This window comes from Labrys sp. WJW, from assembly GCF_001676615.1.
GTDB classification, from domain to species: domain Bacteria; phylum Pseudomonadota; class Alphaproteobacteria; order Rhizobiales; family Labraceae; genus Labrys; species Labrys sedimenti.
Map to the genome: position 1 here is coordinate 199,970 of NZ_LYXZ01000022.1, position 22,908 is coordinate 222,877.

Annotated in this window: 18 protein-coding genes; 3 read left to right on the forward strand and 15 right to left on the reverse strand. The window is 63.6% G+C overall.

Going from position 1 to position 22,908, the window contains the following annotated elements:
* Nucleotides 1-2: 2 nt before the first annotated feature.
* From BA190_RS16245 to BA190_RS16265, 5 genes are all read right to left on the reverse strand, one after another.
* The gene (locus BA190_RS16245; RefSeq protein WP_068289345.1) at nt 3-869 is read right to left on the reverse strand and encodes a carbohydrate ABC transporter permease; all 867 of its coding nucleotides are present in this window, start codon (nt 867-869) and stop codon (nt 3-5) included.
* Nucleotides 870-1,121: 252 nt separating this feature from the next.
* Nucleotides 1,122-2,378 (reverse strand): sugar ABC transporter substrate-binding protein, encoded by a 1,257-nt coding sequence (locus BA190_RS16250; protein ID WP_082979785.1) that lies wholly within the window; start codon nt 2,376-2,378, stop codon nt 1,122-1,124.
* 372 nt (nt 2,379-2,750) lie between these two features.
* Nucleotides 2,751-3,707 (reverse strand): sugar-binding transcriptional regulator, encoded by a 957-nt coding sequence (locus tag BA190_RS16255; protein WP_068289348.1) that lies wholly within the window; start codon nt 3,705-3,707, stop codon nt 2,751-2,753.
* A 176-nt stretch (nt 3,708-3,883) separates the two neighbouring features.
* Nucleotides 3,884-4,297, reverse strand: a complete 414-nt coding sequence (locus BA190_RS16260; protein WP_068289351.1) for a MarR family winged helix-turn-helix transcriptional regulator — start codon at nt 4,295-4,297, stop codon at nt 3,884-3,886.
* Between the two features lie 154 nt (nt 4,298-4,451).
* Nucleotides 4,452-5,225, reverse strand: coding sequence for a ferredoxin--NADP reductase (locus BA190_RS16265; protein ID WP_068289354.1), 774 nt, complete (start codon nt 5,223-5,225; stop codon nt 4,452-4,454).
* 635 nt (nt 5,226-5,860) lie between these two features.
* Here BA190_RS16265 and BA190_RS16275 point away from each other — a divergent pair.
* Nucleotides 5,861-7,345, forward strand: a complete 1,485-nt coding sequence (locus BA190_RS16275; protein WP_202908476.1) for a mannitol dehydrogenase family protein — start codon at nt 5,861-5,863, stop codon at nt 7,343-7,345.
* Nucleotides 7,346-7,407: 62 nt separating this feature from the next.
* Here the strand turns inward: BA190_RS16275 and BA190_RS16280 are convergent, their stop codons facing one another.
* The 10 genes from BA190_RS16280 to BA190_RS16325 all read right to left on the reverse strand — a co-directional run bounded on the left by BA190_RS16280 (nt 7,408) and on the right by BA190_RS16325 (nt 20,988).
* Nucleotides 7,408-9,039 carry a mucoidy inhibitor MuiA family protein gene (locus BA190_RS16280; protein ID WP_068289362.1) on the reverse strand — a complete coding sequence of 544 codons (1,632 nt, stop codon included), beginning with the start codon at nt 9,037-9,039 and terminating at the stop codon, nt 7,408-7,410.
* 251 nt (nt 9,040-9,290) lie between these two features.
* A complete protein-coding gene (locus tag BA190_RS16285) occupies nt 9,291-10,148 on the reverse strand; it encodes a type 1 glutamine amidotransferase (RefSeq protein WP_068289366.1) in 858 nt (285 codons plus the stop codon).
* Nucleotides 10,149-10,321: 173 nt separating this feature from the next.
* Nucleotides 10,322-10,663: an ADP-ribosylation/crystallin J1 gene (locus BA190_RS16290; protein ID WP_068289368.1), complete on the reverse strand. Its 342-nt coding sequence runs from the start codon at nt 10,661-10,663 to the stop codon at nt 10,322-10,324.
* A gap of 72 nt (nt 10,664-10,735) precedes the next feature.
* Nucleotides 10,736-12,325: a phosphoglycerate dehydrogenase gene (gene serA, locus BA190_RS16295; RefSeq protein WP_068289371.1), complete on the reverse strand. Its 1,590-nt coding sequence runs from the start codon at nt 12,323-12,325 to the stop codon at nt 10,736-10,738.
* Between the two features lie 157 nt (nt 12,326-12,482).
* Nucleotides 12,483-13,649: a phosphoserine transaminase gene (locus BA190_RS16300; protein ID WP_068289373.1), complete on the reverse strand. Its 1,167-nt coding sequence runs from the start codon at nt 13,647-13,649 to the stop codon at nt 12,483-12,485.
* A gap of 177 nt (nt 13,650-13,826) precedes the next feature.
* Nucleotides 13,827-14,747, reverse strand: a complete 921-nt coding sequence (locus tag BA190_RS16305; protein ID WP_068289376.1) for a carbohydrate ABC transporter permease — start codon at nt 14,745-14,747, stop codon at nt 13,827-13,829.
* Between the two features lie 16 nt (nt 14,748-14,763).
* Entirely contained in the window at nt 14,764-15,867 is a 1,104-nt protein-coding gene (locus BA190_RS16310) for a carbohydrate ABC transporter permease (RefSeq protein ID WP_082979780.1), read from the reverse strand.
* A gap of 195 nt (nt 15,868-16,062) precedes the next feature.
* On the reverse strand, nt 16,063-17,649 hold the full coding sequence (locus BA190_RS16315; protein WP_082979786.1) for an extracellular solute-binding protein: 1,587 nt from the start codon (nt 17,647-17,649) through the stop codon (nt 16,063-16,065).
* 244 nt (nt 17,650-17,893) lie between these two features.
* Complete coding sequence (locus BA190_RS16320) at nt 17,894-18,955, reverse strand: ABC transporter ATP-binding protein (RefSeq protein ID WP_068289551.1); 1,062 nt, start codon at nt 18,953-18,955, stop codon at nt 17,894-17,896.
* A gap of 227 nt (nt 18,956-19,182) precedes the next feature.
* Nucleotides 19,183-20,988 (reverse strand): amidohydrolase, encoded by a 1,806-nt coding sequence (locus BA190_RS16325; protein ID WP_068289553.1) that lies wholly within the window; start codon nt 20,986-20,988, stop codon nt 19,183-19,185.
* A 200-nt stretch (nt 20,989-21,188) separates the two neighbouring features.
* Here BA190_RS16325 and BA190_RS16330 point away from each other — a divergent pair, with 200 nt between their 5' ends.
* Together BA190_RS16330 and BA190_RS16335 are read left to right on the forward strand one after the other, a co-directional pair.
* Nucleotides 21,189-22,139, forward strand: coding sequence for an ABC transporter ATP-binding protein (locus tag BA190_RS16330; protein ID WP_068289382.1), 951 nt, complete (start codon nt 21,189-21,191; stop codon nt 22,137-22,139).
* Nucleotides 22,139-22,906 carry an ABC transporter permease gene (locus BA190_RS16335; RefSeq protein WP_068289384.1) on the forward strand — a complete coding sequence of 256 codons (768 nt, stop codon included), beginning with the start codon at nt 22,139-22,141 and terminating at the stop codon, nt 22,904-22,906. The genes BA190_RS16330 and BA190_RS16335 overlap by 1 nt, the downstream gene beginning before the upstream one ends.
* Nucleotides 22,907-22,908: the final 2 nt, after the last annotated feature.

Below are 22,908 nucleotides of genomic sequence, written 5' to 3' on the forward strand. Positions count from 1 at the left end.
GCTCAGGCCTCCAGATTCTTGCCGATCATGCGGACGAGGAAGAAGGCGACGATATTGGCCAGGACCACGGCGACCAATGCGCCGGCCGAGGCCGCTCCGATATCGTGGTCGCCCGCTTCGGTGAGATAGACCAGGAAGGGCAGGTTGGCCGTGTTCAGGCTGCCATTGGTCGTGACCTTGATCTCGGCGAAGATGTTGAGGAGAAAGATGGTCTCGATCAGGATCACCACCGTGATCGCGCGCGAGAGATGCGGCAGCACGATGTAGAAGAAGTAGGAAAGCGGCTTGGCGCCGTCGAGCTGTGAGGCTTCCTTCTGCTCCTCGTCCAGCGACTGGATGGCGGTGAGCAGGATCAGGGTGGCGAAGGGCAACCACTGCCAGGCCACGATGATGATGATCGACAGGAGCGGCCAGTTGGTGAACCAGATGACGACAGGCAGGTGGAGCACCTGCGACACCCAGGTCAGCATGCCGCCGTCGGCATTCATGAACAGGTTCTTCCAGATCAGCGCGGCCACCGTCGGCATCACGAAGAACGGCGCCAGCACCATCAGGCGCACGATGCCCTGGCCGGCGAAGGGCTGATCCATCAGGAGGGCGATCAGGATGCCGCCGACGATGGTGATGGCAAGCACGGAGCCGACGATCAGCAGCGAGACGCCCAGCGATTTGAAGAAGGTGGGGTCCGTCAGGAAGTAAGTGTAGTTCCCGAAGCTGTTCCAGTAGAAATTCGTCGGATCGTCGAGCGTATAGTTGTTCAGAGAATAATAGATCGTCAGGACGAGCGGAACGATCATCCAGATGAAGAGCATGATGACCGAGGGCGCGACGGCCACCCTGGCGAGCACACGCGTCTGCTGCGTTGCCATCTTGAGGTCCTCCCCACAGACCAAATCTTGAATGTTCCCGAGCAAAGCGCGTTCAGGCTCGAACGCCTATTTGATCTGGTTCTTTGCTTTGATGCGTCCTGGCATTCCTGGTGATCCCGCACGGTCCCGGCGATCTCCACGAAGCGCAAAACGCTTTCGTTCAAGTCTTTGAAAGGGGGCTGTCCCGGTGATGAAGGGCCGGGACAGCCAAGTTTCAGGAGGGGCGATGAGCCCCGTCCCGGGAGGAAGGGGTCATTTGATGTAGCCGGCCTTGGTCATGGTCCGGGTCACCAGCTTCTGCGATGCCGCAAGGGCGTCATCGATCGAGGCAGAACCGGCCAGCGCCGAGGAGAACTGCTGGCCCACCGAGGTGCCCATGCCCTGGAACTCGGGAATGGCCACGAACTGCACGCCGACATAGGGCACCGGCTTGACGGTGGGATGGGTCGGATCGGCCGACATGATCGAATCCAGCGTCAGCTTGGCGAAGGGGGCAGCCTTCTGGTAGTCGGGATTGTTGTAGAGCGAGGCGCGGGTTCCGGGAGGTGCCGCAGCCCAGTTGCCTTCGGTCTTGGCCACCAAGGCCGAGTAGTCCTTGCTGGTCGCCCAGGCGATGAACTTCTCGGCGGCTTCCACCTTCTGCGAGCCGGCGGGGACGGCGAGCGACCAGGCCCACAGCCAATTGGCGTTCTTACCCAGGCCCGTATTCGGGGCGAGGGCGAAGCCGACCTTGTCGGACACGGTCGATTGCTTGGGATCGGTCACGAAGCCGGCGGCCACCGTGGCGTCGATCCACATCGCGCATTTGCCCTGGTTGAACAGGGTGAGGTTCTCGTTGAAGCCGTTGGAGGAAGCGTCCGGCGGGCCGGCTTCCTTGAGCAGGTTCACATAGAAGGTGAGGGTCGCCTTCCATTCGGGCTGGTCGAACTGGGGCTTCCAGCTTTCGTCGAACCAGCGAGCACCGAAGGAGTTCGACATGGCGGTGAGGAAGGCCATGTTCTCACCCCAGCCGGCCTTGCCGCGCAGGCAGATGCCGTAGGTGTCGGCGGTCTTCAGCTTCTTGGCGGCGTCGGCCACGAAGTCCCAGGTCGGACTGTCGGGCATCTTCAGCCCGGCCTTCTCGAACAGGTCCTTGCGATACATGATCATCGAGGACTCGCCGTAGAACGGAGCGGCGTAGAGCTTGCCTTCATAGGTCAGACCGTCGCGGATCGGCTTGATCAGATCATTGGCGTCATAGTTGTCGCCGAGCTTGTCGAGCGCAACCAACCAACCTTTCTTGGCCCAGATCGGCACTTCATAGGTACCGATGGTGAGGATGTCGAACTGGCCGGCCTTGGTGGCGATGTCGGTCGTCACCTTCTCGCGCAGGGCATTCTCCTCGAGGGTGACCCAGTTCAGCGTGATGTCCGGATTGGCCTTGGTGAAATCCTCCGAAAGCTTCTGCATCCGGACCATGTCGCCATTGTTCACCGTGGCGATCGTCAGCGTCTCGGCAGCGCCGGCCATCGAGGACCAGGCGAGAGAAACGCCGCAGGCAAGCGCGCCTGCAAGCGAAATCAGTGATTTTGCCGTTTGCACCAGAACCTCCCGTTAAAAATGCGCACCGCTTGTCACGGCTTGTGGGCGTGGGCAGACGCCCAATACAAGAGCATATTCTCAGCGGTGCGGCTTAATGTCAAGTTGTCTCATGCGCCGGGATTGCGCCTGAGAGGCAGGCAGGTGCCAGTGCGCGCGGAAAAGAACCGCGCGTCGGTCGATTTTCGGTTTTGGGCAGGGGCGAAGCGTTTTGCGATCCCAGGGAATCGCCTAGAATCGCAAAGACGCGTCGAACCAAAGAGCTAGAGCAAGCAAGCGTTCACACCTGAACGCATTTTTGCTCTAGGTCTGTTCGAGCAGAGCTGTGGCGGTCTGTTCGTCGGTGATCAGGCCGGAAAGCAGGTCGCCCTTCAGGGCGGCGCGGATGGGTGCGATCTTGCGCTGGCCGGCGGCGACGCCGACCACCGGCACGAGGCGTGCCAGCCGGTCGGGACGGAAGCCGGGCAGGCGCTCGGTATAATCGTTCTGCAGGATGCGGCCGTTACGGTCGAAGGGCCAGGCGGCGATCTCGCCGATGGCGCCGTTCTCGATCAGATAGTGCATTTCCGATTCCAGCACGAAGCCGTCCTGGTGGATCGGAGAACCGTAGCTGACGTCGCTGACGCCGACATAGACGGCCCGCGCCGTCTCCACCAGATCCTGCAGCAAAGTGTGCACCGGCTGGCTTCTCAGGGCCTGGCAATGCTCGATGGTGTCGGCAAGCACCGGCATCTGCAGCGGGTAACATTTGGCGTCGAGCTTGTCGGCCAGGCGCATGGCAATCTCGAAGGGGCTGACGCAGCCGTCGCGCGCGGCATTGCCGACGATCGAGACCATCTTGAGGTCGGGGCGTGGCTTGGCCGAGATCTCGCGGACCATACGCAGCAAGGTACGTCCGGTCGAAAAGCCGAATACGCCCGAACCGCGCTGGCCGAACTGGGTTTCCAGGATCTGCGCGGCGGCCAGCCCGACCGCCGCCAAGGGGTCGTGCAGGCCGTTTGGCACCACCTCGCAGATGGTCAGGCCGTAGCGTTCGCGCAACTGCTTGGCCAGGGCAGTGCATTCGGCGACGGGGCTCTGGATGCGAAACTCGATCACGCGTTCCGAGACGGCCAGCGCGACCAGGCGCTGCACGCTCTGGCGCGAAATATCGAATTGGGCGGCGATCTCGTCCTGGGTCGCTCCGTCGATATAGTAGAGCCAGGCCGCGCGGGTAGCGAGATCGAGCTTGCGGCTCTGCAGGTCTCCGAGGTCGCTCATAATGTCCCATCCCTCCGAGTATTTGCCCAAGCTGGTTGCGAACGCCCAGATTTATAACCTAGAATGCATTCATCGGGTAGCGGCGCAAGCGTCGGCATCGAGCAAAGGTACGATTTTAGTCCCGTAACGTTCGGGACAGGCCTCGATGGGAACGCTTCTGGCATTGGAGATGGGGGTTAGCGCAGCTTGTCCAGCAGCCCGCGTAGCGTGCCGCGCTCGGCATCGCTGAGCGGCGCCAGCGTAAGATCGGTGACGGCGGAGGCCTTGGCCACCAATTGTGCGTAGAGAGCCTCGCCCGAAGCGGACAGGGAGAGGACGAGGCGGCGGCGATCCTCGGCATCGGGCCTGGTCTCGATCAGGCCGCGGCGGGACAGCCGCTCGACTACGCCCTTGACGGTGGCGACGTCCATGGCCGTGAGCCGACCCAGGAGATTTTGGGAGGAGGTGCCGAGCTCGGCAAGCTTGGCCAGCACTGCCCATTGCATCGGAGTCAGGTCCTCGCCGAGGCCGTCGGAGAACAGGACGGCATGCCGCTGGTAGACTTGCCTCAGAATGAAGCCAATCTGATCGTCCAGTCTGTAATCGGTCATGGCATTCCAAGCAGAATTTCTCGATATTGCCCACGAATGGGCGATATCGAGAAATTCTGCAAGCGTTTGAAATTCTGCAGATTCCTCCCGATCGAGCCTGTGGTTCGATCGGGAGGAATCTGCCTGGCGGCGAATCGAGGCGTGGACGCCGAGCCTACTTGTCCACGAAGGCCTTTTCGATCACGAAATCGCCCGGCTCGCCATGATTGCCCTCGACGGCCCCACGTTCTTCCAGAAGGCCCTTGAGGTCGCGCAGCATTTCGGGGCTGCCGCAGATCATCACACGGTCTTGCTCGACGTCGAGCGGCGGCAGGCCGATATCCTCGAACAGCTTTTCGGACTTGATCAGGTCGGTGATGCGGCCGGTGTTGCGGAACGCCTCGCGCGTCACGGTCGGATAATAGATGAGCTGCTCGCGCACGGCCTCGCCCAGGAACTCATGGGCGGGAAGCTCATGGGTGATGCGCTCACCATAGGCCAGTTCCTGGACCTGGCGGCAGCCATGGATCAGCACGATCTTCTCGAAGCGGGCATAGGTCTCCGGATCCTTGATCAGGCTGAGGAAGGGAGCAAGCCCGGTGCCGGTGCCGACCAGGTAGAGGTTGCGGCCGGGCTTGAGGTTGTCGAGCAGCAGCGTGCCGGTGGCCTTGCGGCCGACGATGATGGCATCGCCTTCCTTCAGATGCTGCAGCCGCGAGGTCAACGGCCCGTCCTGAACCTTGATGGAGAAGAATTCGAGCGTTTCTTCGTGGTTGGCGCTGACGAGGCTGTAGGCGCGCAGCAGGGGACGGCCATTGACCGGCAGGCCGATCATGGTGAACTGGCCGTTCTCGAAGCGGAAGCCCGGATCGCGCGTGGTGGTGAAACTGAACAGCCTGTCGGTCCAATGATGGACGCTCAGAACCCGTTCCTCGTTGAAATTGCTCATGCTGGCCGCCTTGCCACTAGGCAGGTTCCTCCTGATCGGACCGCGGCCCGATCAGGAGGAACCTGCAGGATATCAAACTTTCCAGAGTGTCCTGGCGAGGCTCGTCCATGGGCCTCGCCAGGAAACTCTGTCCAGGTCGTCACTCATTCTCACCGAGGAGATATCCGCAAATAATCTGGCAATCAAATAAATAAACAAGGAATTGCGTGAATTAGAACCGATCCACGGTGGACGCCCTGATTTTAGGCAAAATTCGTTAGTGTGCAAATGAATTTTCGAGCTGAAAAATGACCACCTGCAACAAGTCCTTGCCAAAATGCCGGAAGGAGGGGCAAGTATAGGTTGTTGCAGGCACGCCTTCGGATTGCGGTCGGGCGTCGCCGCTTTCAGCTGGACGAGAACAGGAGGGGCAGCCCCGTTCCCGGTCCGGCATCCATCACCGAAGCATGGAGGCTCGGGCAGGCCCGTCTTGCCGGCTCGAGCTAGAGCAAAGCGCGTTTAACCGTAAACGCTTCGTTGCTCTAACTCTTTGTTTTGACGCGCCTTTGCGATTCCTGATGATGCATCGGATCGCAAGACGCTTTTGCGACAGACGGCGCCGGATCGCGGCTGCCGCCGCCATCATGGAGACGATCTTGAAGAAGCTTTCCTCGAAGACCCTCGGAAGCCTCGGCGCTGCCATCGCCGTTCCCGGGTATGATCGTTCCGCCGTGCGTCCGGGCATCGTGCATTTCGGCCTCGGCAATTTCCATCGCGTTCATCAGGCCGTCTATGTCGATCGCTGCCTGCACAAGCCCGGCAATGAAGGCTGGGGCATCTGCGGTGTCGAACTGATCGACGTCCCCGCCACCCGGGCCAAGGCTGAGGCCTATCGTGCCCAGGATTGCCTCTACACCGTCACCGAATATGCGCCCGACGGCGCGGCGGCCACTCGCGTGATCGGTGCCATGGTGGACTATCTCCATGCGCCCGACGATCCCGAAGCCGTGCTGGCCCGCCTCAGCCATGCCGATACCCGCATCGTCTCGCTGACGATCACCGAGGGCGGCTACAACCTCGACGAGACCACCGGCGTGTTCAAGCTCGATACGCCGGAGGTGGCGCTCGACCTGGCCGGCGGTCCGCCGCGCACGGCCTTCGGCTATATCGTCGAGGCCCTGCGGCGCCGGCGCGAACAGGGGACGAAACCGTTCACGGTGATGTCTTGCGACAATCTCCGCCACAATGGCGGTACGGCGCGCAAGGCCATCGTCTCCTTTGCCCGCGCTCGCGATGCCGGGCTCGCGGCCTGGATCGAAGCCGAGGTCGATTTCCCCAATTCGATGGTCGACCGCATCGCGCCGCAGATTCCGCCCGAGGTAAAGGAGCGCCTCAACAAGCGCAGCGACATCGACGATGCCGTGCCCGCTCTGGGGGAAACTTTCAGCCAATGGGTGCTGGAAGACGATTTCCGGGCCGGGCGCCCGCCCTTCGAAGAGGTCGGGGTCGAAATGCGCGACGATGTGCCGGCCTTCGAGTTCATGAAGGGGCGCATGCTCAACGCCTCACACATCCTGCTGGCCATGCCCGGCATCCTCCTGGGTTACCGCATCGTGCATGAGGCGCTCGGTGACACCCGCCTGTATCGGCTCCTGGAAACCTTCCTCGATCGCGATGCGATTCCCCGCATCGAGGGGCCGAAGGGCGTCTCGCTGGAGGCGTACAAGAACGCGGTGCTCGAGCGCTTCTCCAACCCGGCGATCAATGATCAACTGCTGCGCATCGCCTTCGACACCACGGCCAAGATCCCGGTCTTCCACTCCAGGACCCTGGAAATGCTGCTGGCCGATGGCGGCGACCTCCGGCGCGAGGCCTTCTTCCTTGCCTGTTTCGGGGCCTATCTCAATGGCAAGGACGACAGGGGCGAGGCTTTCGATGTCGTCGAGCCGCGCCTCAGCGAGCAAGACTGGGAGCTCGTCCGCGGCGGCAACCCGCTCGACCTCCTGCGCACCAGCCCCTTCGCCAAGCTCGGCCTCGCCGAGCATCTGGAATTCGCCAAGCTCTATGCCGGCTATGTCGCCTCAATCCAGGCGACGTCCGCCGGCCAGACCCTGGAGGCGCTGCTGGTCGAGACGGCGTGAGGGGGGTATCGCATCCTTCTCCCGCAAGGGGAGAAGGCAGTCGCGATACATTCTGAAAAGCCTCAATCCAGATTGATCGTCTCGGCGCCCGGCCAGGTGACCTTGTAGCCGAAATTGATGTCCTTGGCGGCGCCGGGGGCGAGATCCACCGTCCAGACCAGCACGCCGCGGCGGTTGTCGGCATCGCGCTGGGTCGGCGGGGTCATCTGGGCGGAGGGTTCCACCTTGATGTCCTTGTTCTCTGCGACCGGCAGGGCTTCCTCGATCGATAGCTTGATGGCGGTGGCGCGGCCATTGCGCAGGCTGATCTTGTAGTCGCGCCTTTCGCTGGTGGTGGGGCGGGCGATGCCGGTGTTGCTTTCCACCTTGCGCGTCACGGCCCGTTCCACCTTGATGCGATCATCGGCGCCGAAGCCGAGGCGCACGGGTTCTCCCTTGGTGGCGAGTGGCATGGCGGTCTGGCCGGCATAAAGGCCGTCGCGATAGATCGAGACTGAACCCGGGAAGAGCGGGGTGTCCTCGCCATTGCTGAAGCTGGCTTCGAGAAAGGCGGTCTGCTGCAGGGATGGCACGGCGCGTGCCACGATGTCCGGCGTGAGCGTGGCGGAGGCGAGGCGGAGCGCCTTGGAGCCCGGTCCCGAGGGCACGCTGGCGCGGGCCGGAAGGGCCCACACGCTCTGGTAGCCGGCGGTGTTCAGTTGGGCCTCGACCTCACGCCCGGGACGCGGCTTGGCCGGTGCCGCCTGGGTAGCCTGCGGGGCCTGGCGCGCTTCGTTCTCTTCGGCGCGGCTGCGCGCCAGGGCATCGGCCGGCAGCACGTCATAGTCGGGCTGGAAATTGAGGACATAGCTGGCAAGCCTGGGAGGCGCGGCGCCCGTGGTGGCGCGGGCGGTCGAGATGGTGAGCGCGACGTCGCTCCAGTCCTCGCCGGTCGCCTGGGTAACCTTGGCTCGCCTGACGAGTTCGAGTTCACCCTTCTCGCTGTCGAGCCGCGCGTCATAGAGCGGCGTCCAGCCCGCATTGCCGATCAGATAGGAAATCGCGATGCGGCCTTTGATGGCCTGCTCGGCATTGACCGAGAGGCGCAACTGCGTGCGCTTCTGGCCTTCGGGGCGGCCGTCACGCTGGCTCTGCAGCCTGGCGATGTCCTCGTCGAGATCGCGGATCTTGAGCGCGTTCTGGCGCAGGGCTTCGTTGACTTCGATCATGTCGTCGCCGACGGCGTTCCAGGCGCCGCGCAGGGCAGCGACGTTGCTGCCCTCCTTGGCAGCGTTGAAGGTGGCGCCGTTGGCGAAGCGCTCGATCAGGCCGCGCTTGGCGAGCAGGGCCTTGCCGACCCCGGCCAGGCCCTCGCGCTGGTCCTTGAGATCCTGCAGGCTCTTGCTGGCAGCGGCATCCGGCACGGGGCCGTCGCTCAGGGCATTGGCGATGTCGGTTCCCGCCAGGGAGACACCAGCGGACTCGCGCATGTCGACCCGGATCGAGGCGGCGTCGAGACCTGAGGGCAAATCCTTGGCGACCAGCACGCTCTCGCCCGCCGGTATGTCGAACTCGATCACGCGCGTGACCGTGGCGCCGTCGGGATAGACAGAAACGGCGTCGATTTTCGACTGCACCCCCAGATCTCCTGCAAAGACCGGCGCGGTGCCGAGTAGCAGAAAGGCGGTAAGAGCGAGGCGGGGGACGGGGGACATGGTGGATCTCCGTTGCGGGACCGCCATCGGAGGACAGGATTGCGGCGGCATGGCGACGGCAACCTTGAGCTGTATCGGAGGAAACAGGGCGGTACCTTTAAGGTGAAGCCCCGGAAGCACGGTGTGCCGATCTCCAGATCGGTATTCCTTCAGCGAGACGCTACGCGTTCGAGAATGCCGATCTGGAGATCGGCACACCAAGGCTGGCTTGCGCTCTGAGCGTCAGCACCGCTGACGCGGTAATGTCTGTCTCAGCCGCGGCCGCGTTCGGAGATCACCGGCTTCACGCGCAATTCGATGAAGTTCTCGATCTCCCGCAGCCGGCGGCGGGCGTCGAGGATGTCGGGGCCGATGCCGTAGCGCCAGGAGATGTCGGTGCGGCGCTTGTCGGCGACCAGTGCCTCCAGGTCGGCGATCCAGCCATCGACAGCCTTTTCGTCGCGGAAGAAGCTCTCGGCGAGCAAGGTGGGCTTGTAGCGCCGCATGATCACCGTCAGCTCGTTGAGCGAGAATTCGGGATGGTACTGGATACCCCAGAAGCGACCGCCATCATGGCTGATGTCGACGGCCTGTACGTCGCTCACCGTGTTGCTGGCGAGCACGATGGCACCTTCCGGCAGCGCCTCGACCTCGTCGCCATGCACGCACGGGCTGGTGAAGATGGGCGCCTTGCCGGTATAGAGCGGATGCTCGCGCCCCTCGGCCGTCAGCGTGATGTCGCGCGCGATGCCGACTTCGCGGCCCCTAGGATTGGATCGCACCGAGCCGCCAGCGGCGACGGTCGCCACCTGCAGGCCCCAGCAGGAGCCGAAGAAGGGCGTGCCCGATTTATAGACCTCGCGGGCCAGCTCGACCTGGCGCATCGATTCAGGCTCGGCCTTCCAGATGTTGAGGCCGGAGCCGGTGATGACGACACCGTCATAGCTCTCGAGGCCGGCAGCATCCGGCAGGTTGGCACCCTCGTCGGCGGGCAGGGCGATGTCGCAGATCGCGTCCGGCGCCAGGCTCTTCAGCACCGCCGCATAGGATTCCGACGGCGTGAGGCCGTAGGTCGCGCGATGACGTTCACGCGCTGCACGGACATTGCCTTCGACGACGAGGAGACGCATTGCTCACCTGTGATCACATTTTGCCGCGACCGGGTTTAGCAGCCTGCGGGCCGGCGGGGAAGAGCGAAGAGTAACGATCCGTACAAGATGGGGGGCAGAGCGGCAAAATGAAGCGTTTGGTATGCGCCCCTGGAAGATTTTCTCGGCATAGATCGGGCGGAGCAGGGCCTCGCTCAGGGAAAGGAGTCGACGATCTCGATCTCGCCGATGATGGCGGCATTGAAGGCGGGAAGATCGTCCGCCGGGATCCAGTATTCCTGATGATCCCTGCCGCCGGCCTCTTGGACCGCATAGCGCTTAAGGAAGGCCTGCTCGACTTCAAAGCGAGTCACGAAACCGGAGCCACTGGCCGGTACGTTCCAGTCCCGGGCGATCTTCACGGCATAGGCGTGCGTCGTGACGGGGTAGAATATCGGCTGGTCGGGAAGGCGCGGAGGAAACGCCTTCATCCCGCTTACGCGGATCAGTGCCAGTTCCTCCGGACCGACAGGGCGCCATAGTGTTACGCTGGCCATATTGCACCCTTCCTTGCCGGTGTCCCCTCAATCAGAATGGACACCGGCGCGTTGCCAATGGCTGTCGCTCTATCAGAACGTCAGCGCCTTCACCTGCACCACGTTCGGAATGGTGTTGATCTCCTTGAGCAGGGTCTCACCCACCACCTGGTCGATACCGACCAGGGCAATGGCATTGCCGCCCTCGAAATCTCGCCCGAACTGCATATGGGCGATGTTGATGCCGTTCTCGCCGAGCAGCGTGCCGATGCGGCCGATGAAGCCGGGGCGGTCGTGGTTGGTGATGTAGAGCATGCGCGGCAGCAGGTCCGCCTCCACATTGATGCCCTTGATCTGCACGATGCGCGGCTTGGTGCCGGCGATGATGGTGCCGGCGACGGCCCGGGTCAGGTTCTCGGTCTCGACCTCGAGCGTGATCAGGCTGTCATGGTCGCCCGTCTTTTCGCGCGTGGTTTCCTCGATGACGATGCCGCGTTCGCGCGCCACGCTCGGCGCGGCCACGATGTTGATGTCGGCCAAAGCCGGACGCAGCAGGCCCGCCACCGCAGCTGACGTCAGCGCCTTGATCTTCATGTGGGCGACATCGCCCTCATAGACGATGCGGATGGTCTTGATGTCGGTCTCGGTGAGCTGACCGGCAAAGGAGCCGAGCTTTTCGGCGAGCGAGATATAGGGCTTGAGGCGCGGGGCCTCTTCCGCGGTGATCGAGGGGAAGTTGACGGCGTTGGAGATGGCGCCGCGCAGGAGGTAGTCCGACATCTGCTCGGCGACCTGCAGGGCGACGTTCTCCTGGGCTTCGGTCGTCGAAGCACCCAGATGCGGCGTGCAGACGACATTGGGCAGGCCGAAAAGCGGGTTCGCCGTAGCCGGCTCCTCGACGAAGACATCGAGGGCGGCGCCGGCGACATGGCCGGATTTCAGGAGCTCGGCGAGAGCCTCCTCGTCGACCAGGCCGCCGCGGGCGCAGTTGATGATGCGCACGCCGGGGCGCGTCTTGGCCAGGGCCTCGCGCGACAGGATGTTGCGGGTCTGCGGTGTCATCGGCGTGTGCAGGGTGATGATCTCGGCCCGGGCGAGCAGGTCGTCGAGTTCGACCTTCTCCACGCCCAGTTCCAGCGCGCGTTCGGCGCTGAGGAACGGGTCGAAGGCGATGACGCGCATCTTCAGGCCCACCGCGCGGTCGGCGACGATCGAGCCGATATTGCCGCAACCGATGATGCCGAGCACCTTGCCGGTGATCTCGACGCCCATGAAGCGGTTCTTCTCCCATTTGCCGGCCTGGGTGGAGGCGTCGGCGGCGGGGATCTCGCGGGCCAGCGCGAACATCATGGCGATGGCGTGCTCGGCGGTGGTGATGGAGTTGCCGAAGGGCGTGTTCATCACGATCACGCCGCGGGCGGTGGCGGCCGGGATGTCGACATTGTCGACGCCGATGCCTGCGCGGCCGATCACCTTGAGATTGGTGGCCTTGGCGAGGATGGCAGAGGTGACCTTGGTGGCCGAGCGGATGGCGAGGCCGTCATAATTGCCGATGATCTCGGCGAGCTTGTCCTTGTCCTTGCCGAGGGCGGGCTGGAAATCGACCTCGATGCCGCGATCCTTGAAGATCTGGACGGCGGCGGGGGACAGGGCGTCGGAAATCAGGACTTTGGGAGCAGTCATGGAAGCTCTCCTGGAGCGCGGGCATCTGCCCGCTTATGGAAACGGGATTCTTTGCAGAAGATGATGCTGCTGGGGCCGCCGATCTCTTGTCGGCCTCATTCCGGAAACGCCGTGTTTCCGAAGAGCCGGCAGGATGCCGGCGGTCCCAGGGAAGAATTCAGCCGAGCGTGGCAATCGCCTTGTGGAACGACCAGTCGAGCCAGGGCATCAGCGCCTCGACATCGGCGGTCTCCACCGTGGCGCCGCACCAGATGCGCAGGCCCGGAGGCGCGTCGCGATAGGAGCCGATGTCGAGACCTGCCTTCTCCGCCTCGATGGCGGAGGAGAGAGCCTTGGCGAAGGCGGCCTGCCCTTCGGGCGGGAGGGCCGCCACCCGCTCATCCACCACCTTCAGGCAGACCGAGGTGTTGGAGCGGGTAGCCGGGTCCTTGGCCAGGAAGTCGATCCAGGGCGTCTTCTCGACGAAGCGCTCGATGGCGGCGAGGTTGGCGTCGGCACGGGCGATCAGCCCGTCGAGGCTGCCCATGGCCTTGGCCCAGTTCAGCGCGTCGAGATAATCCTCCACACAGAGCATCGAGGGCGTGTTGATGGTCTCGCCTTTGAAAATGCCCTCGATCAGCTTGCCGCCCTTCGTCAGGCGGAAGATCTTGGGCAGCGGCCAGGCCGGCGTATAGCTCTCCAGCCGGGCGACGGCGCGGGGCGAGAGGACGAGCATGCCATGGGCTGCTTCGCCGCCGAGGGCCTTCTGCCAGGAGAAGGTGACGACATCGAGCTTGGCCCAGTCGAGACGCTGGGCGAAGGCGGCCGAGGTGGCATCGCAGATGGTGAGGCCTTCCCGATCGGCCGGGATCCAGTCGGCATTCGGTACGCGCACGCCGGAGGTGGTGCCGTTCCAGGTGAAGACGATGTCGCGATTCCTGGCGTCGATTTCGCTGATATCGACGATGTCGCCATAGCCGGCCTTGAAGATGCGGGCATCATCCAGCTTCAGTTGCTTGACGACGTCGGTGACCCATTCGGCACCGAAGGATTCCCAGGCCAGCACGTCGACGCCGCGGGCGCCGAGCAGGGACCACAGCGCCATCTCGACGGCACCCGTGTCGGAAGCCGGCACGATACCGATGCGGTAGTCCGCCGGCACGCCGAGCACGTCACGGGTCAGTTCGATCGCCTGCTCGAGCTTGGTCTTGCCAAGCTTCGCACGATGCGAACGGCCGAGGGCGGCGGATTTGAGGGCTTCGGGGGTCCATCCGGGGCGCTTGGCGCAGGGGCCGGACGAAAAGTTGACGACAGCGGGCTTTGCCGCTGGCACTTGCAGTGTCATCGCGATGTCTCCATCCTCGCAGATGGGCGTTCCTCGTTGGGGAGGAATGTCCCGCAGCCCGTATGCGCTGCGGCGAGGATGACGTCAAGAGACTTTTGATGGTCGGATAGAGGAAACTTTGACGTAAGCCTTTCGACAGTCCGACCGTGGTACAAACGCCACGATCGGGCTTACCCGTCATTTCACCGAGCCGGCCGTCAGGCCCTTGACGATATAGCGCTCCAGGAAGATGCCGATCAGAGCGAGCGGGGCGATCGCCGTGGTGGCGAGCGCCGCCATCGACCACCAATTGATGCCCTGCGAGCCGGTCTGGCTCGCCACCATCACCGGCAGGGTCTTGGCATCCGAGGAGGTCAGCAAGGCGGCGAAGAAATATTCGTTCCAGGTCAGCACCAGCGCCAGGATGAAGGCAGCCACCATGCCGGGCAGGGCGATCGGCAGGATGATGTGCCAGAAGGCGCCCCACAGCGACAGGCCGTCGACCAAAGCGGCCTCGTCGAGCTCGGTGGGGATGGTGTCGAACTGGTCACGCATGATCCAGATTACGATCGGCAGCACGGTCAGCGTGTAGAGCAGGATCAGGCCGATGCGGGTGTCGAGCAAAGCGAGCTCGCGGTAAAGCACCAGGAAGGGCAGGGCCAGCACCACCGGCGGCAGGATCAGCTGCGACAGGAAGAAGAAGGAGATGTCGCGGTTGCGCATCCAGCCGAACTTGTACTGGAAACGGCTGAGGCCATAGGCGGCGAGGGAGCCGAGCACCACGGCGAGCAGCGAGGATCCGAGCGAGGTGATCACGCTGTTCAGGAAACGCGACAGGAATTCCGAACGCACCGTCGAGGTCGAGCCGAGCGTATCGGGCGACAGGCCGAGCGAGCGCCAGCCCTTCCAGTCGGGCTGGAAGTCGAGCCAGGGAATGAGATGGCCCTGGGTGACGTCGACCGCCGATTTCATCGAGGTGGTCAGCGTCCAATAGATCGGAAACAGGCAGACGAAGGCCCAGGCGATTAGCGCGCCATAGATCAGCACGCGGCTGAGCACGGTGGTCAGGCGGAAGGCGGTATCGCGGGGCGCCGCGGTCGGGATGGCTGTCGTCGTCATGTCGATCCCTTCCCGGTCAGCTGCTGCGCTGCATGAAGCGGTTGGCGATGTTCAGGAGCGCGGTGACGAAGACGATGATCACCACCAGATAGAACATCGCCAGCATGGTGCCGTAGCCGACATTCGAGCGATCCCGGTATTCGCGGTAGATGAAGCTCGATACCGTATCCGTCGCCCCGCCTGGCCCGCCGGAGGTGGTGTTGATCACGATGTCGGCGAGCTTGAGCTTGAAGATGATGCGCAGCACGATCGCCGTGATCGAGACGGGCAGCATCAGGGGGAAGATCATCTCCTTGAACTGTTGCCAGCCCGAGGCGCCGTCGATCTTGGAGGCTTCCATCACCTCCTTGGGCAAGGCCTGCAGGCCGGCGAGCAGCAGGATCATCAGGAAGGGAATGGAAACCCAGGCATCCATCGCCTCGATCGAGAGGCGGGCGATCCAGGGCTGGGTGAAGAAGGTCGGCTGCGACCAGCCCAGTTCCCGCATCAGCCGCGCCACCGGCCCGTAGCGATATTCCATCATCGACTTGCCGACCATCCAGCTCACCGCCACGGGGCTGAGCATGAAGGGCAGGAGAAAGGCGACGCGGAAGAATTTGCGGGCCTTGATCTCGGCATTGAGCAGGAGCGCAAGGCCGAAGGCGATGGCGTATTCCACCAGCACCATAGCCACGTAGAACACCATGTTGGCGAGGGCGTTCCAGAAATCGGGATCGTGGAAGAGCGTGACGAGATTGTCGATGCCATTGAAGCGCTGGCCGGCGAAGGAGGAGAGGTTCCAGTCGGTCAGGGCGATATAGAAGCCGAAAATGGTGGGGAAGATCACCATCGCCACGGTGAACAGCACGGCCGGCAGGATGAACAAAGCGCGCTCGCCCGCTTCCCCCCGCATCAGCACTTGGGCGACGCCGAGCGCCACCGACCACAGCACGAAGGCGTAGAGCACAGGCCGCCAGTTGTCGAAGCCGAGGGCCAGGCCCTGGTTCTCGTGCAGGAACTGCACCAAGGCGGCAACGACGAGGAGGACGGAGGCCAGCCCGATCAGGACGCGCCCAAGGAGGATGCGACTGCTCGGGATGGCGGAAGAATTCCTGGCGGAAGCCGTGGCAAGTGAGGACATCGGGAGCCTGTTGACGCAACAGCAAATTATAGAGGCGCAGCCTTCCTTCTCCCTTGCGGGAGAAGGTGCCCCGAAGGGGCGGATGAGGGGGCTCGCCAAGCTTACAGGGTATGGCGCATCCACCCCTCATCCCCCTGCCGGGACCTTCTCCCGCAAGGGGAGAAGGAACTTTCGTCGGCGGCGGTAGTACGCAGACTACAGCCCCAGCGAGGCCTTGTAGAGCTTGATCTGCTTGTCGCGGCCGATCTGGTCGGTCAGCTTTTCCCAGGCCGCGGCGATCTGGTCGGCGCCTTCCTGGGCCTTGAGCTGGCCGGCATAGATCTTGGCGAGGATGTCCTCGGCCAGGCTGTAATATTGGAAGATGCCGGGGATGCGCGGCTCGATCGCTCCGTTGGGGTGGTTGTAGGAGTTGAACTGCGAGTCCAGATAGTTGGAGATGAAGGCCTTGTCGTAGCCGGCCGCCACCCACTCGTCGATATTGTGCTGGCTGTTGCGATAGCACTGGAAGCCGGAGGGATAGACCGCCGTCCACAGCGCCAGGTCCTTGCCGCCGAGATGGGCGGCGGCGCTCCAGGCAGCCTTATGCTTCTTCTCGTCCTTGTCGACGCGGGCCATCACATAGACGCCCCAGCCGAGATAGGCCAGGTTCGGTGCGAAGTTGGGGCCGCTTGCCAGCTTGTCCCACTTGCCGGTCTTCGCATTGTAGACGTCGTCGGAGCCAGGCAGGATGTCGAAGCCGCATTTGTCGCCGATGACCGAGGAGTCGTTGGTCTTGGCGTTGGAGCCGATGTCGCCCCACCACACGCACATCGAGCCGGTACCGCCGAGGAATTGCTGGAAGCCCGTGGTGTTGGGGTCGGCATTGAGCTGGTCGGCGGGCTCGGAGGGCAGGGCATCGAGCACGTCCTGGATGGCGCGCACCCAGGCCGGATTGTTGATGCGCGGCTTCATGGTGTCGACGTCGAACAGCCAGGCCTTGTCGTCGGGGTGCTTGGCATAGGCGGTGGCGCGGCTGCCGAGGAAATAGAAGCCGAAGCCCCCCCAGGCCTTGCAGGCGTCGAGGTAGCCATAGGCATCCTGGCCGTCGACCTGCTTGCCCTTGAGGAACTTGGTCACCGCCTGCACCTGCTGCCAGGTACGGGGCACCGCCCATTCGGTGGTGTTGCCGGCTTCCTTCCAGGCCTTGGCCAGGGCCTCGTCCTTGAAGTAGTCGGTGCGGTAGTTGAAATTGTGGGTGTCGCCGTCGATGGTGACGCGGTACTGCTTGCCGTCCCAGGTGCCGACGGGCGGCTTGAGGTAGGAAACCAGATCGTCCATGTCGATCTGCTTCTTCACCCAGTCCGGCATTTCCGAAGCCAGGCCCTTGCCGCAGACGTCGCCCTCGAAGGGGGCGCCCATCTCGAGCAGGTCGAAATCGACCGTGCCGGTGGCAATGGCCTGCTGCAGGCGTGGATTGTAGTCGGCCTGGGCGAGGTCGATCCAGTTGATCTTGGCGCCGGTATAGGCCTCCCAGGGCTTGAGGAAGCCGCGGAACAGCAGATTGTGCAGGTTCTGGTTGTTGAGCCCCATGAACGAAAGCTCGACGCCCTTGAACTCGCCTTCCTTGATGGAAGCCTTGGTGGCGCCGAGGCAGAGCTCGCCGACCTTCTGCCAGTCCGCATCGGTGGGCGAACCCTTGCCGACCCCGGGGATCTGCAGGATCTTGGCCCTGAGGTCGCTGGCTTCGTCCGCCATCGCCGGCTGGGTGGCGGCGGCGACCCCGAGGCTGCCCATGGCGGCCATGGCGCCGACGCTGGCGGCTCCCTTGAGCAAGCCGCGGCGGCTCGCCTGCAGGGCGAGGAGATGTTTGTAGTCTTCCGTTTTCACGTCGATTCTCCCGGTCTGAATGGCTGGTCTTGTTCTTGGCCGTGTGGCAGCGGACGGTGTCTTTTTCTGAAGCTTCGGCAACGTCGGGTTGTGGCGAAGTGTGCGGATGCTAGGAAGGCACCCCGCTCTCGTCAACAAAAAGGTCAGACCATTTCGGGTCTCAATTCAATCTCAAACCGCTCTCGGCATCGAACAGGTGCACGGCGGCCAGATCGGGCTGCAGCGCCAGGGTTTCGCCAGAACCCGCGCCGACACGTTCGCGGAAGACGCCCAGAATCTTCTGCGCACCCAGCTGGGCAAAGACCTGGGTTTCGGCGCCGGTGGGCTCCACCACGGTGATCCTCGCCTGCAGGCTGCCGCCGAGCGAAAAATGCTCGGGGCGGATGCCATAGACGACGCGCCGGCCCTCGCTGCCGGCCGGGACGGCCGGCACCGGCAATTCCACGCCGTCATCGGTGACGAAACGCGGCGCAGGGCTGGTTTCCAGGCGGCCCTTGATGAAATTCATGGCGGGCGAACCGATGAAGCCTGCCACGAACAGGTTTGCCGGACGATCGTAGAGCTGCAGCGGCGAACCGATCTGCTCGATGATGCCGTCATGCAGCACCACGATGCGATCGGCCATGGTCATGGCCTCGATCTGGTCGTGGGTGACATAGATGGTGGTGGTCTTCAGGCGCTGATGCAGCTCCTTGATCTCGGCACGCATCTGCACGCGCAGCTTGGCGTCGAGATTGGAGAGCGGTTCGTCGAACAGGAACACCTGGGGCGCGCGCACGATGGCCCGGCCCATGGCGACGCGCTGGCGCTGGCCGCCGGAAAGCTGGCGCGGATAGCGCGCCAGATAGGGGCCGAGGTCGAGGATCTCGGCTGCCCGCTTCACGCGTTCGTCGATCTCGGCCTTCGGCGTCTTCCGGATCTTGAGTGCGAAGCCCATATTCTCCGCCACCGTCTTGTGCGGATAGAGCGCGTAGGACTGGAACACCATGGCGATATCGCGATCGCGCGGCGGCAGGTCGTTGACCTGGCGGTCGCCGATCTTGAGGGTGCCCTCGGTGATCGGTTCCAGGCCGGCGATCATGCGCAGCAGCGTGGACTTGCCGCAGCCCGAGGGCCCGACCAGGGTGACGAACTCGCCGTCCTCGATGGTGATCGACACGCCGTGGATGACCTTCTGGGCGCCATAGGATTTCTTGACGTCGACGACATCGACTGAGGCCATGCGGCGAGGTTCCCTCTGACTGGATTTGTCTGACGAGGATTGGTAGCCGAATGCTTCGCCATTCGGCAAGGGCAGGAGATTGAAGGGCGTCATCCCGTGCGCGCTGCAGAGCGGAGCGGTGCGGCGCAGACACGGGACCGCGGGAGGAGAAAGGCGCCCTCTCTTGAGGGCGGTCCCGCATCTGCATCGCATCGCTATGCACTGCAATGCGTGCGGGATGACTTCTCCTATTTGAACCCTTCGGCGCGGTAGACCTCCTTGCCGCCCACCACCGTCAGCAGCACCTCGGTCCTGGAAACCTCCTCCACGGGAATCTTGAGCGGGTTGCGATCCAGCACGATCAGATCGGCGAACTTGCCGGGCTCCAGCGAACCGGTGACCTCGTCCTGATGCAGCTCATAGGCGGCGTGGATGGTGGCTGCCTTCAAGGCCTCGCCGATGCTCAGGCCGGGATCGGCATTGAGCTTGCCCGGATTGCTCGGATCGCTGCGGGTGACGGCGATCTGGAAGGCATACCATTCGTTGAGCGGATCCACCGGCCAGTCGCTGCCGAAAGCGACCCGTGCGCCAGCCTTGAAGATCTGGCCATAGGGCTCGACGAAGGGCAGGCGCTTGGGGCCGGCCTGTTCCTTGATGGCCGCAACCTGGTCGGGCGAGGCTGCGCCCCATTGGAAGGAGAGCACGGGAATGGCGCCGAGCTTGGCGAAGCGCGGCAGGTCGGCCGGATCGACCATCTCGTTATGCGCCAGCGCAGGCCGGATGTCCTTGCCCGGCACCTTGGCGCGCATGGCTTCGATCGCGTTGAGGGTGACATTGACGGCGCCGTCCCCATCCGTGTGCAGATGGGGATCGATGCCGGCTTCGGCGAGCCCGATCAGCAGCGGGGTGAGGCGGTCGGGCTGGACATAGAGTGCGCCGCGCTCCGTACCCGGCTGCCAGTCGGGTTTCTCTGCGCTGCCTTTGTTGACGAAATAAGGCGCCAACGTATAGCCGGTCTGGGCCGGCGCCTGGATCACGCCATCCATGAAGATCTTGGCGTTGCGCAGCGTGATGCCGGGCTCCGGCCGCAGCGGACCCTGATCGAACTTGGCCGCGTAGTCGCGGATGGTCTTGACCAGGGCGTCGGCGCTTTGGTCGGAATCGGTGGGAATCTTCGGGGCCAGATGGGCGCGCGCCGTCAGCTCGCCCTGCTTTTGCAAGGTCGCCCAGGCGTTCATCTCGCCGGGCTCGGCGGCCGCTTCGAGGAAGCTGGTGATGCCGCCCTTGCGCAGGGCCTCCAGCGCGGTGCGGCCGAAGGCGAGATTCTGCTCGGCCTCCTGTTCGGGCGAGAGCTTGGGCATCGCCGCCATCACGGCCGCGTCGCCGCCATCTTCCAGCATGCCGGTCGGCTCGCCGGCGGCGTCGCGCACGATCTTGCCGTCCTTCGGGTCCGGCGTGTCCTTGGTGACCTTGGCCAGCGTCAGGGCCCGGCTGTTGGCGAGCTTGGAATGGTAGTCGAAATTGATCACCAGGATGGGACGCTTGGTCTTGAGCCTGTCGAGCTCGCCGCGGGCCATGTCGGTGCCGGCGGGCAGCATCTTCTGGCGGAACCAGTTGTTGACGATCAGGAAGTCGTCGTCCCCCGCTTTCGCTTCCTGGTCGAGGCAGGCCTGGATGGCGGCCAGGGTCTGGTCGAGGGTGAGGGCGGCATAGTTGAGATTGCATCCCGTCAGGCTCTTGCCGCCGCCGAGGGGATGCATATGGCCGTCGATCAGGCCGGGCATGGCCATGCGGCCGCCGAGATCGACCACCCTGGTCTTGGGACCGATATGGGGCTTGGCATCCGCACCCGTACCGACGAAGACGATTCGCCCCTCGCGCACGGCCAGGGCCTCGGCCATGCTGTCCTTGCTGTCGGCGGTGTAGATCGTGCCGTTGAGATAGACAGTATCGGCGGGTCTGCTCTCCTGGGCATTGGCGCCGGCTGAACCGAGTGCCGAGATTGCGGCGAAGACCGTACAGAACAAGCCTGCCTTCAGGCTGTGGCTAATCATCTTCATTCCCCCTAAGACCCCTCCCGGTCACTAGAGCAAAGCGCCTTCAGGCATGAACGGCTCTTTGCTCTAGCTCCTTGTTGCGACGCGCCTTTGCGCTTCTTGGCGATACAGCCAGATCGCAAAGCGCTTCCGCATCTTTCAAGAAACATGGTTGCACTTGGTTTGGAAAGACGCCATTTCCCCGCAGGGAGGCACGCATGAAAGCCAACAATTCACCGTCCGCCGAGGACGTCATCGTCGCGGTGTCCGGCGTCAGCAAGACCTACAAGACGGGCTTCCAGGCCCTGAAGCAGATCGATCTCAACCTGCGCCGCGGCGAGATCTTCGCCCTGCTCGGCCCGAACGGGGCCGGCAAGACCACGCTGATCTCGATCATCTGCGGCATCGTCAATCCCTCCAGTGGCACCATCCGTGCCGACGGCTCCGACATCGTCAGGGACTACAGGGCCGCCCGCACCAAGATCGGGCTGGTACCGCAGGAATTGTCGACCGATGCCTTCGAGACCGTGTGGGCGACGGTGAATTTCTCGCGCGGCCTGTTCGGCAAGCCGTCCAACCCGGCCTTCCTCGAAAAGATCCTGCGCGACCTCTCGCTGTGGGAGAAGAGGGACAGCAAGATCATGGCGCTGTCGGGGGGCATGAAGCGCCGCGTGATGATCGCCAAGGCCCTGTCGCACGAGCCGACCATCCTTTTCCTCGACGAGCCGACGGCGGGCGTCGACGTCGAGCTGCGCCGCGACATGTGGGAGATGGTGCGCGGGCTGCGCGAGAACGGCGTGACCATCATCCTCACCACCCACTATATCGAGGAAGCCGAGGAGATGGCCGACCGCATCGGCGTGATCAACAAGGGCGAGATCATCCTGGTGGAGGACAAGACCGAGCTGATGCGCAAGCTCGGCAAGAAGCAGCTCACCCTCAGCCTGCAGCAGCCTCTCGAAGCGGTGCCGGCCGCGCTTGCCGCCTACCGGCTCGATATCGCCGACAACGGCAACCAGCTCGTCTACACCTTCGACGCCAAGGACGATCCGGAAGTGCTCTCGCGCCTGCTCCACGATGTCGGCGAAGCCGGCATCGGCTTCAAGGACCTGCAGACCAGCCAGTCCTCGCTCGAGGACATCTTCGTCAGCCTGGTAGGGGCGCATTGATGAACATTCACGCCATTCGCGCCATCTACGTCTTCGAGATGTCGCGCACCTTCCGCACGCTCCTGCAGTCGATCGCCTCGCCGGTGATCTCGACCTCGCTCTATTTCATCGTGTTCGGCTCGGCCATCGGCAACCATATGCCGATGGTCGGCGGTGTGAACTACGGCGCCTTCATCGTGCCCGGCCTGGTCATGCTGGCGATCCTGACCGAGAGCATTTCCAACGCCTCCTTCGGCATCTACATGCCGAAGTTCATCGGCACCATCTACGAAGTGCTGTCGGCCCCGGTCTCGGTGGTGGAGATCGTCATCGGCTATGTCGGCGCGGCCGCCTCCAAATCCATATTGCTCGGCTTCATCATTCTGATCACCGCCTGGCCCTTTTCGCATTATTCCATCGAGCACCCGTTCTGGATGCTGGCTTTCCTGGTGCTCACCTCGGTGACCTTCAGCCTGTTCGGTTTTCTCATCGGCATTTGGGCGGATGGCTGGGAAAAACTGCAGATCGTGCCGACCCTGATCATCACGCCGCTGACCTTCCTGGGCGGCAGCTTCTATTCGATCAAGATGCTGCCCGACTTCTGGCAGGGCGTCAGCTACATCAACCCGGTTCTCTATCTGGTGAGCGGCTTTCGCTGGGCCTTCTACGGCGCTTCCGCTTCCGATGTCGATTTCGGGCAGAGCCTGGGCATGACGTTGGTCTTCATGCTGCTATGCCTGGCTGCGATCGCGGTGATTTTCCGCACCGGATGGCGGATCAAGGTCTGAGC

What these genes read in the sequence shown, in the direction of transcription:
- BA190_RS16330 (WP_068289382.1), top strand. Translation starts at nt 21,189, where the DNA reads ATGAAAGCCAACAATTCACCGTCCGCCGAGGACGTCATCGTCGCGGTG.
- BA190_RS16280 (WP_068289362.1), bottom strand. Translation starts at nt 9,039, where the DNA reads ATGTCCCCCGTCCCCCGCCTCGCTCTTACCGCCTTTCTGCTACTCGGC.
- BA190_RS16300 (WP_068289373.1), bottom strand. Translation starts at nt 13,649, where the DNA reads ATGACACTGCAAGTGCCAGCGGCAAAGCCCGCTGTCGTCAACTTTTCG.
- BA190_RS16245 (WP_068289345.1), bottom strand. Translation starts at nt 869, where the DNA reads ATGGCAACGCAGCAGACGCGTGTGCTCGCCAGGGTGGCCGTCGCGCCC.
- BA190_RS16315 (WP_082979786.1), bottom strand. Translation starts at nt 17,649, where the DNA reads ATGGCCGCCATGGGCAGCCTCGGGGTCGCCGCCGCCACCCAGCCGGCG.
- BA190_RS16260 (WP_068289351.1), bottom strand. Translation starts at nt 4,297, where the DNA reads ATGACCGATTACAGACTGGACGATCAGATTGGCTTCATTCTGAGGCAA.
- BA190_RS16250 (WP_082979785.1), bottom strand. Translation starts at nt 2,378, where the DNA reads ATGGCCGGCGCTGCCGAGACGCTGACGATCGCCACGGTGAACAATGGC.
- BA190_RS16305 (WP_068289376.1), bottom strand. Translation starts at nt 14,747, where the DNA reads ATGACGACGACAGCCATCCCGACCGCGGCGCCCCGCGATACCGCCTTC.
- BA190_RS16290 (WP_068289368.1), bottom strand. Translation starts at nt 10,663, where the DNA reads ATGGCCAGCGTAACACTATGGCGCCCTGTCGGTCCGGAGGAACTGGCA.
- BA190_RS16325 (WP_068289553.1), bottom strand. Translation starts at nt 20,988, where the DNA reads ATGATTAGCCACAGCCTGAAGGCAGGCTTGTTCTGTACGGTCTTCGCC.
- BA190_RS16255 (WP_068289348.1), bottom strand. Translation starts at nt 3,707, where the DNA reads ATGAGCGACCTCGGAGACCTGCAGAGCCGCAAGCTCGATCTCGCTACC.
- BA190_RS16320 (WP_068289551.1), bottom strand. Translation starts at nt 18,955, where the DNA reads ATGGCCTCAGTCGATGTCGTCGACGTCAAGAAATCCTATGGCGCCCAG.
- serA (WP_068289371.1), bottom strand. Translation starts at nt 12,325, where the DNA reads ATGACTGCTCCCAAAGTCCTGATTTCCGACGCCCTGTCCCCCGCCGCC.
- BA190_RS16310 (WP_082979780.1), bottom strand. Translation starts at nt 15,867, where the DNA reads ATGTCCTCACTTGCCACGGCTTCCGCCAGGAATTCTTCCGCCATCCCG.
- BA190_RS16335 (WP_068289384.1), top strand. Translation starts at nt 22,139, where the DNA reads ATGAACATTCACGCCATTCGCGCCATCTACGTCTTCGAGATGTCGCGC.
- BA190_RS16265 (WP_068289354.1), bottom strand. Translation starts at nt 5,225, where the DNA reads ATGAGCAATTTCAACGAGGAACGGGTTCTGAGCGTCCATCATTGGACC.
- BA190_RS16285 (WP_068289366.1), bottom strand. Translation starts at nt 10,148, where the DNA reads ATGCGTCTCCTCGTCGTCGAAGGCAATGTCCGTGCAGCGCGTGAACGT.